7 protein-coding genes are annotated in these 8,854 nt (G+C 74.1%); 3 read left to right on the forward strand and 4 right to left on the reverse strand.

Features of this window, described 5'->3' with window-relative positions:
• Window positions 1–35 precede the first annotated feature (35 nt).
• The 3 genes from B9G49_RS14935 to B9G49_RS14945 all read left to right on the forward strand — a co-directional run bounded on the left by B9G49_RS14935 (window position 36) and on the right by B9G49_RS14945 (window position 3,217).
• Complete coding sequence (locus B9G49_RS14935; RefSeq protein ID WP_086216900.1) at window positions 36–1,712, forward strand: histidine kinase N-terminal 7TM domain-containing protein; 1,677 nt, start codon at window positions 36–38, stop codon at window positions 1,710–1,712.
• On the forward strand, window positions 1,709–2,680 hold the full coding sequence (locus B9G49_RS14940; RefSeq protein ID WP_086216901.1) for a hypothetical protein: 972 nt from the start codon (window positions 1,709–1,711) through the stop codon (window positions 2,678–2,680). The genes B9G49_RS14935 and B9G49_RS14940 overlap by 4 nt, the downstream gene beginning before the upstream one ends.
• 75 nt (window positions 2,681–2,755) lie before the next feature.
• Window positions 2,756–3,217, forward strand: a complete 462-nt coding sequence (locus tag B9G49_RS14945) for a PaaI family thioesterase (RefSeq protein ID WP_086216902.1) — start codon at window positions 2,756–2,758, stop codon at window positions 3,215–3,217.
• Here B9G49_RS14945 and B9G49_RS14950 read toward each other — a convergent pair.
• The 4 genes from B9G49_RS14950 to B9G49_RS14965 all read right to left on the reverse strand — a co-directional run.
• Window positions 3,187–5,217 carry a molybdopterin biosynthesis protein gene (locus tag B9G49_RS14950; protein ID WP_086216903.1) on the reverse strand — a complete coding sequence of 677 codons (2,031 nt, stop codon included), beginning with the start codon at window positions 5,215–5,217 and terminating at the stop codon, window positions 3,187–3,189. The genes B9G49_RS14945 and B9G49_RS14950 overlap by 31 nt on opposite strands.
• Window positions 5,214–6,473: a gephyrin-like molybdotransferase Glp gene (gene glp, locus B9G49_RS14955; protein WP_086216904.1), complete on the reverse strand. Its 1,260-nt coding sequence runs from the start codon at window positions 6,471–6,473 to the stop codon at window positions 5,214–5,216. The genes B9G49_RS14950 and glp overlap by 4 nt, the downstream gene beginning before the upstream one ends.
• A 108-nt stretch (window positions 6,474–6,581) precedes the next feature.
• Entirely contained in the window at window positions 6,582–7,514 is a 933-nt protein-coding gene (locus B9G49_RS14960; protein WP_086216905.1) for a PHP domain-containing protein, read from the reverse strand.
• Window positions 7,515–7,601: 87 nt separating this feature from the next.
• A partial coding sequence (locus B9G49_RS14965; protein ID WP_086216906.1) for a universal stress protein occupies window positions 7,602–8,854 on the reverse strand: 1,253 nt, incomplete at its 5' end.

The following is an 8,854-nucleotide window of genomic DNA, read 5'->3' on the forward strand; positions in this document are numbered from 1 at the left end:
CGGTTTGGTCGGCGCTGGAAGTGGTACCGGTATCGATGAGCGACCTGAGCGCCCTGCCGGTTCAGGCGTACCTGACCGCCTGCCTGCTGGCCGGCGTCATCGGGCTCTGGCTCGGTCGGGTCGCGTGGCGGGAGCGCGACGAGCCCGGCGGCCTCGAGGTCGCGCTGTACCTCCTCAGCGGCGGCGGCGCGTCGCTGCTGTACGGCCTCCAGATTGCCGCGTCCGGTGAGCTCGCGATGCGCGTCGCGCTCAGCCTCGCGACGCCGCTCCTCGGCGCGCTTCCCGTCCTCTGGATGGCGTTCGCGCTGGCGTTCACCGGGCGCGAACGCTGGCGGACGGAGAACCGGATCGTCGCGCTCGCGACCCCCGCGTTCGTCTGGGTCCTCCTCGCGTGGTCGAGCGGGACCCACGGGCTGGCCCGGCGCTCCGTCGCCCCCGTCGCCGACGGCCCGTTCACGCTGCTCGGATACGGGTTGGGTCCCGCCGGCGGCGCGTTCGTCCTCTTCGCGTACGCGCTGTGTCTCGCCGGCGCGTCCCTCGTCGTCGACCTCTACGACCGGACCGGGAACCGCTACCGGCTCCAGACGTTCGTCGTGCTGCTCGGCACGCTGTTCCCGTTCCTCGCGGGGGCCGTGACGTTCGTCGACGTCGGGAGCTACGGGGACCTCTCGTGGCTGCCGACGGCGTTCGTGATCCACGGCGTGTTCCTCTACGGCACCGTCTTTTGGCTCGGCACCCTCGACGCCGCGGTCGTCGCGCGCGACACCGCGGTCGAGGTGATGCAGGACCCGGTGATCGTCTCCGGCTCCGACGGGCGGATCCGCGACCTCAACCCCGCCGCCGAGTCGCTCCTCCCGCCCGACGCGGTCGGCTCGTCGCTGTCGGACGTGTTCCCGCGGCTGGAGTCCGGCGTCGAACACCCGATCGCCATCGGGGACCGCGAGTTCGACATCCAAGAGAACCCGATCACGGACCCGCGCGGGACCGACCGCGGCCACGTCTTCCTGCTCCGCGACGTGACCGCGCGGGAGCGGCGACAGGCGGAACTCGAACGCCGGGAGGCGGAGCTCGAACGGCAGAACGAGCGGTTAGAGGAGTTCGCCGGCGTCGTCTCGCACGACCTGCGAAACCCACTCGCCGCCGCGTCTGCGGCCGTCGAGCTGGCCCGCCAGCGCGACGGCGACCCCGACGGCGCCTTAGAGCGGGCCGCGAACGCCCACGAGCGGATGGACGACATGATCGAGGGACTCCTCGCGCTGGCGACGGCGGGGGAGACGGTCGACGACCTCGACCGGGTTTCGCTGGACGGGACGGTCAGACGCGTCTGGTCGCGGCTCGAGACCGCCGACGCGACGCTGACCGTCGAGGGCGACGCGACCGCGTTGGCCGACCGCGACCGGCTCGAACAGCTGACCTCCAACCTGTTCCGCAACGCGATCGAACACGCGGGAGAGGACGTGGCCGTCACGGTCGCTATCACCCGGGGCGGCGACCGGGCCGCGCTCTCGATCGGCGACGACGGTCCCGGGATCCCGGCCGAGGAGCGCGAGCGAGTCACCGAGCGCGGCGTGTCGCTCGGCGGCGGCACCGGGCTGGGGCTGGCGATCGTCGGCGACATCGCCGAGGCGCACGGCTGGACGCTCTCGGTCGCCGAGTCCGACGCCGGCGGCGCGCGGTTCGTGATCGAGAGGATGGAGGTCGCCGACCCGTGACCGACCCGCCGGAGGCGACCGTCACGCTCCCCGCGGAGGTCGTCGAGCAATACGAGAAGTTCTCGCGGTTCAACTCCCCGTACCCCGCCCACGAACGCGGTCGCGCCGTCGACCTCTACCCGGGCGACGGGGTCGGCCGCTCTCCGGTCGCCGGGACCGTCAGCGCGGTCCGCACCGTCGGCTGTCCGGACCGTCCGTATGCGGCCGACGAGGACCACCTGATCGTCGTCGGCCTCGACGATGAGTGGTGTGCTCGCGCGGGCGCGCCCTCCGGCACCGTCGCGCGGATCCTCCACGTGATCCCGGCGGTGACGCCGGGCGACCGGGTCACCGTCGGCGACGCGCTCGGCCCGACGACCCGCTCGGGCTTCTTCGGCCAGTGGGTCGACGACCACGTCCACCTCGGGTTCCGCCCGCCGGACGCGAACCCCCTCCGAGCGAGCGGGTCGCTCCCGGTCGCCGCGGACCTCCCCGTGGAGCGGGTCGCGTGGGACGGGACCGGAACCGTCGTCGGGCGGGGGCCGACCCACGTCGTGCTCGCCGGCCCGCGGCGGACCGAGCCCGGACCGTCGTTCGCGGCGCTCGCGAGCGACGGGGGGGTCCCGCTCGACGGCGGGCTGACGCACTACGCGGGCGGCGGGACGTTCGCGGCGAGCGACGCGGCGCCCGGCGAGGACGGAAGAGACGAGCGACGCCCGCGGTCGGGCGACGCGGTGTCCCTCCTCGGGACCCGGATCGGAACCGCGGCCGCCCACGGCGGGGGGTCGTCCGGGGCGCCACGGGTCGAGTGGGGGGCGGTCGACGTCCGCGCGAACGGCGATCGCATCGTGGGGCTCTCCCTGTTCGCCGCGCGCGGCGAGCGCTTCGGCGTCAAGTTGGTCTGTCCGGACCGCTCGTTCGCGATCGGCGAGTCGGTGACGGTCGAGCTCGTGCCAAGCGACGACCCGATCCGGCTCGGCGTCGGGTGAGCGAGGCCGTCAATCGATCGCCGGTTGTCGCCCGTTTCCGGGGGGTACAAGCCGTCCCGGGACGACCGGCGGGACATGGATCAGACGGACATCGCGGAGATGCACCCGCTCCCCGACGCGGCGACGCGGTTCGTCGAACAAAAGTTAGAGGACGAACACGGCTACCTCTCGTGGCTGAACACGTCGGTCGAGACGGTCGAGCGCGGGCGCGTCGTGCTCTCGATCCCCTTCGACGAGAAGCTCACGAACACGGACGGGCAGACGATCCACGGCGGCGTGGCAGCGACGCTGATTGACACGGCCGGCGGCGTCGCGCAGCGCACGACGTTCGAGGACCCGCTCGACGGCGGCGTCGCGACGGTGAACCTCAACGCGAACTACCTCCGCCCCGCGACCGGCGACCTCCGCGCGGAGGCCGAAGTGATCCGGGCCGGCGGCTCCATCGGCGTCAGCGAGATGACCGTCACCAGCGGCGTCGACGGGGACCGCGGCGAGGTCGTCGTCGGTCAGGGATCGTTTCGGCTGTTCCGCGAGTAGCCCGGGAGGTCGGCGAGGATCGCGTCGATCCCGCCGCGACCGCCGTCACCGTCGAGTGCGGCCGCCAGCGCCGCGACCGGCTCGCGGCCGGCGCGATCGGGGGCCGCCCTGACGACGACCGACTGCTCGCCGAGCGGGACGAACGCACAACCCAGCCGTTCCGCCGTCTCGCGGAGCCCGAGCCCGGCGTCCGCGTCGCCCGCGACGACCGCGCGGACCGGGCTCTCGAACGCCTTCGCGGTCCGCTCGTAGCCGTCGATCCGCTCGGCGAGGTCCCGGCGGTCGGCGTCGCGCTCGTCCGCGAGGTCGTCGAGCGCCGTGTCGAGGCTCCGACGGAGGCCCGAGACTGTGGGCCGGTTCCGGAAGCGGAGGTCGCGGCCGACGAGGTCCGCGATCCCGGTCACCGCCTCCGGGTTGCCGTCGGGGACGACAAGCCCCCACTCGCGGGTCCAGCCGCCGAGGGCTTCGGCGCCGACCTCGCGGTCGGTCGGTCCGGCGGTCACCGCCACGTCGGGGACGCCGTCACGGAGGCGGCGGTGCCCCTCGCGCGAGCCGACGGCGAGGTACCGCGGGTTCGCGAGGCGGTCGAGCAGGCGGTTGAGCGCGGGGTCGTCCTCGCCGACGCCGAGCAGCGTCGGCGGGCGCACGTCCGGCGAGAACAGCTGTACCTCGACCGCCTCACCGGCGTCGAGGACCTCCGTGTCCGGGTCGACCGCGACGACGCCGTCAGCCTCGACGAGGCTCGTCGTCGCGCCGGACCCCTTGTCCACCGGGTAGACGAGCGGGGGGGCGTCGTCGTCCAGGTCGAGCAGGCAGACGGGCATCAGCCGGAGACGGCCCTCCGAGTAGCGCTCGCTCACGCCCATCCGCCCCTCGACGGTCGCCGTCGCGGGCTCGGGCTGGCCGGCGGCGTCGCGGATCGCGGGCGCGACGAACGTGCGAAATATGGTGAGCGCGGACACCGGGTAGCCGGGGAGGCCGACGTACGCGGACTCGCCGACCGAGGCATCGTTCCGGGCGGCGTCCTCGCCGACGCCTTCGTCGCCGTCGCCGCCGTCGGAGCCGCCCCGGTCGAGCCGGCCGATCAGCATCGGCTTCCCGGGCTTGACCGCGACGCCGTGGAGCAGGAGCTCCCCGCGCGCCTCGATCACGCGGTAGATGACGTCGACCGCGCTCGCCGAGGTCGACCCCGACGAGAGCACGAGGTCGCACTCGTCGGCCGCCCGGCGCAGCAGCCGCTCCATCTCGTCGTAGTCGTCGCCGGCGTGCGGGTAGAGGACCGGCTCGCCGCCCGCCTCCTCGACGCCGGCGGCGATCGTCGTCGAGTTCACGTCGTAGATCTCCCCGCGGTCCGGGTTCAGCGCCTCGCCCGGGCGGACCAGCTCGTCGCCGGTCGAGACGATACCGACCCGCGGCCGCCCCTCGACCGGGACCTCGTCGACGCCGAGCGCCGACAGCAGCCCGATCTCGCGGGGCGTCAGCCGCGTGCCCGGTCCGAGCGCGCGGGCGCCGGCGGCGATGTCGGTCCCGGCTGTCATCACGTGGTCGCCCGGCGCGACCGACGTGCGGACAGCGATCCGCGAGGGACCGTCGTCGTCGACCCCGTCCCCGCCCGAACCGAGCTCGTCGGTACGCTCGACCATCACGACCGCGTCGGCGCCGTCGGGCATGACGGCGCCGGTGGAGATCTCCGCGCAGGTCCCCGGCTCGACGGTCACGTCGGGCGCGGCGCCCGCGTGGACCGCGCCGACGAGGTCGAGTTCGGCGGGATCCGCCTCGTCCGCGCCGAAGGTTTCCCGCGCGCGGACGGCGTACCCGTCCATCGACGCGCGGTCGAAGCCGGGCACGTCGATCGCGGCGTCGACGCGCTCGGCGAGAACGCGACCGCGGGCGTCCGCCAGCGAAACCGTCTCCGGGGTCGGCGACAGGTCGAGCGATTCGATCGCTTCGCGCGCGGCCTCGGGGGTCGCGAGGTCCCGGAACTCCTTGCGGTCGCTCATTCCGTCACCTCCCACAGTTCGACGTCGACGGACTCGCCGGCGTCGAGCCCCTCCCGCGGCTCGGGCACGACCACCCAGCCGTCAGCGAGCGCGACGCTAGAGAGGATGCCGGAGCCGCTCGCGCGGGTCGGCGTCGCGGTCGGGAGCGCGTCGTCGACCGCCGCGTCCCCGTCGGGGCCGTCGTCGGGACCCGAAAGTGACACGCGCGCGAAGGTCCGTACACCGGGCTCGCTCGCGACCTTCCGGCCGAGCGTCGCGCGCCGCGTCGGGAACGGCTCTACGTCGGCCCCGCCCGCGCGCTTCATCGCGGGGCGGAGGAACTGCGCCGCGTTGACGATACACGCGACCGGGTAGCCGGGCAGCGACACGATCGGCGTCCCCTCGGCGCGGCCGAGGCAGACTGGGTGCCCGGGCTTCAGCGCGACGCCGTGGACCAGCACCTCGCCGAGGTCGCCGACGACCTCGGGGATCAGGTCCCGCTCCCCGACCGACGAGCCGCCGGTGGTGACGACCACGTCGGCGTCGAGGTCGGCGGCGACGGCCTCGCGCAGCGCCTCCGGGTCGTCGGTGACGACGTCGCGGTAGCGCGCCTCGCCGCCCCAGCGCTCGACGAGCCGGGAGACGGTGAGCCCGTTCGTCTCGATCACCTCGCCGGGGCCGGGATCCGACTCCACCAGCTCCTCGCCGGTCGGGATCACAGCGACCTCTGGCGGCTCCCGGACCGTGACGGTGTCGAGGCCCACCGAGCGCAGCAGGCCGAGGTCGGAGGGGCGCAGGGCGTGGCCGGGCTCGTAGAGACGCTGGCCGTCGGCGACGTCCTCGCCGGCCTCGCCGACGTTCTCGCCGGTCGCGACCGGCTCGAACACCTCCACCTCGCCGCCGACCGACTCGACCTGTTCGATCATCACGACCGCGTCCGCGCCCTCCGGGACTGCGCTGCCGGTGTGGACCCGAGCGGCCTCGCCGGGCGCGACCGCGTCCGCCTCGGCGGGCTTGGCGGTCAGGACCGCCGGCGATCGGTCGCCGGCGCCGAAGGTGTCGCTCGCGCGGACGGCGTACCCGTCCATCGCGGCGCGGTCGTACCCCGGCACCGGCGCCGGCGCGTCGATCGGTTCGGCGACGACGCGGCCGTCGGCCGCCTCGACCGGGACCGTCTCCGTCCGGTCGTTCGGCGCGACGGCGTCGAGCAGCGTCGCCCTCGCGTCCGCGACCCGGGTCCGCCGCTTGAACCCGGACTCCCGTCTGTCGTGGCTCATGCTCACACATTCGCGGCCGCGGGCAAAAACCCCGTTCTCCGCGGGCGCCGTCGTTCGGACCCTCGGTCGCGGCCGCTCGCCGACGCCCCCGGCCGCCGACGCGCCCGGTCAGGCGAACCACGAGAGGAACCGGCGAGTCCGGTGGACCGACTGGAGGGCGGCGACCTTCGCGGCCGTGAGCGCGCCGAGGGTCGTCCGCCTGGTGGCCCGAGCGCCCCGGGCCGCGCCGGTCCGCGCGTAGTACCCGGACCGGCGTCCGGCTGCGCCGACGTAGTGTTTCGCCGCCATTCGGATCGGCGCGCGCCGGCCGTCGACGGTCGTCGTGCCGCGGCGGATCGCCGTCAGCACGTCGTCCGCGGTGACCTCGCCGACCGACTCTCGCCCCTCGATCGTCAGCTCAGTGAACGCCCGGCCGACGTACTGGAGGTGGTGCGCGTCGCTCGCGGCGACCCCCGGGTAGCCGTGGTTCGCCGCGAACCGCCGCGCGCGTCGGTTGCGGTACCCCGTGAACAGCCACGCGTTGAACACCTCGACGGCGTCGACCTCGGCGCCCGGCGCGGCGGCCCCGGCCGCGTCGACCGCGTCCTCGTCCGGCAGTTCCGCGTCCACGCCGGACGTTTCGGCGTCCGGCGCTTCCCCGCCGGAGCCGTCGCCCGATCCGGGCGTCGGGATGTCGCGCTGACGGACGCCGTGGCGCGAGCGCTGAAACGGGTGGGGAACGATCGCGACGCCGCCCTGCTCGTGGATCCGCCGGACCGTCTCGGCGTACGGCTCGCCGCGCGGCGGCATTCGATCGACGCCGATCGCCAGCAGGTGGCCGTGCGCGGTCGACACCTCCACGCCGGGGATGCCGATCAGCCCGTACTCGGCGGCGGTCTCCGCGGCGCGTTTCGACTCGCGGATCACGTCGTGGTCGGTGATAACGACCGCGTCGAGCCCGATCTCGGCCGCGTGTTCCAAGATCAGATCGACCGGCTCGTGCCCGTCATAGCTGTCCTCGGAGTGCACGTGCGGGTCGATGCTGACGGTGACGCGGGACACGACCGAACTACGCGGCGGGAGGTATATAAATGGAGGAGCGGCGGCGGTTGGCCGAGAGGGGATCCGCCGCGCGCGCCGCCGACGGTCTCACCCCTCTCGTAACACCCGCACCTCGTGGTCCGCGTTCCCGCGGTCCACGATGGCCACGTCGCACTGGACGTCCTGGATGCGCTCGAAGGTCGGCGGAGAGACGAGCCGCGAGGCCGCGGAGCGGTCCCCGCTCGACCCCATGAGGACGAGGTCGTAGGCGTCCGCGTTCGCGCCGAGAAACGCCGTCACCTCCGACCGCGCGACCCGCGTCTCGACCGGCCCCGTCGTGGTCTCGACGAGGTTCGCCAGCTTCGTCTCGGCCCGTCTGCGCTCGGACTCGGCGTCGATACAGGTACAGACGCTCACCCCGCCGCTCTCGCCGGCCAGTCGCTCTGCGAAGTCGATCATCGCGTGCGCCGAGTCGCCGGGCCGGGCGACCAGTACGAGGACGCGCCGCCAGGTGTGGACGCCCGTCGTCGACCGGAACGCGACGGCGTCGAGTGGACCGGCGAAGACCTCCCGGGCGAACGGCGAGAGGAGGCCGTCTTCGGTCTCGTACGGCGTCACGATCAGGTCCGAGTTCGTCGCGCGGGCGGTCTCGACGGCGACCCGGGCCGGATCGCCGTCGGCCGCGACGACCACCTCGCACGGCACGTCGAACCGGGCTCGGATCTCCGCGGCGTGAGGTTCGAGCCGCTCGACCGCCGCCGCCGCCGCTCGGTCCGAGACCTCCTCCTCGAAGTCGCCGTCGAACGACGCCCGCACCGAGTCCGGGAGGTCTCCGGGCGTCGCGGCGCCGTGGTCGGCGGACACTGCCCGCTCCGCGACCGCCATCTCCGCGTCGTCGACGATGTCGAGGAGGACAACCTTCCCTGCATCGTGGGCGGCCGCGAGCCGCGCACCGAAGAACGCGGTCGCCTCGCTCGTCTCCCCACGCATCGGCACCAGGACATGGTCGTCAGCCTGCGTGGTCCCGTAGAGGTAGCGAGCGCGCTCCTCGTAGAACCGCGTGCGCCAGACGGTGAACGCGCCCGCGACGAGACTGCCGGAGACCGCGACGGCCACGACGTAGGCCGCCGCCGGGTCGACGGTGGTGCCGAACACGAGCACCGCGTCGCCGCGCGCGCTCACGAGGACCAGAAGCGCAGTCGAGAAGGCGGCCGGTTCCTCGACGCTGGCCAGCCACGTCAGGCCGCCGCAGAGCATGATCGACAGCCCGGCGCTGAGCGGACTGATCGCGCCGGTCGAGACGCCGCCGACACCGAGCAGCGAGAGCTCCAGCGCGGCCCACCCCGCGAGCGCCCCCGCCA

Origin of the sequence: Halorubrum sp. SD683 (assembly GCF_002135045.1) — an archaeon.
Lineage (GTDB): Archaea > Halobacteriota > Halobacteria > Halobacteriales > Haloferacaceae > Halorubrum > Halorubrum ezzemoulense.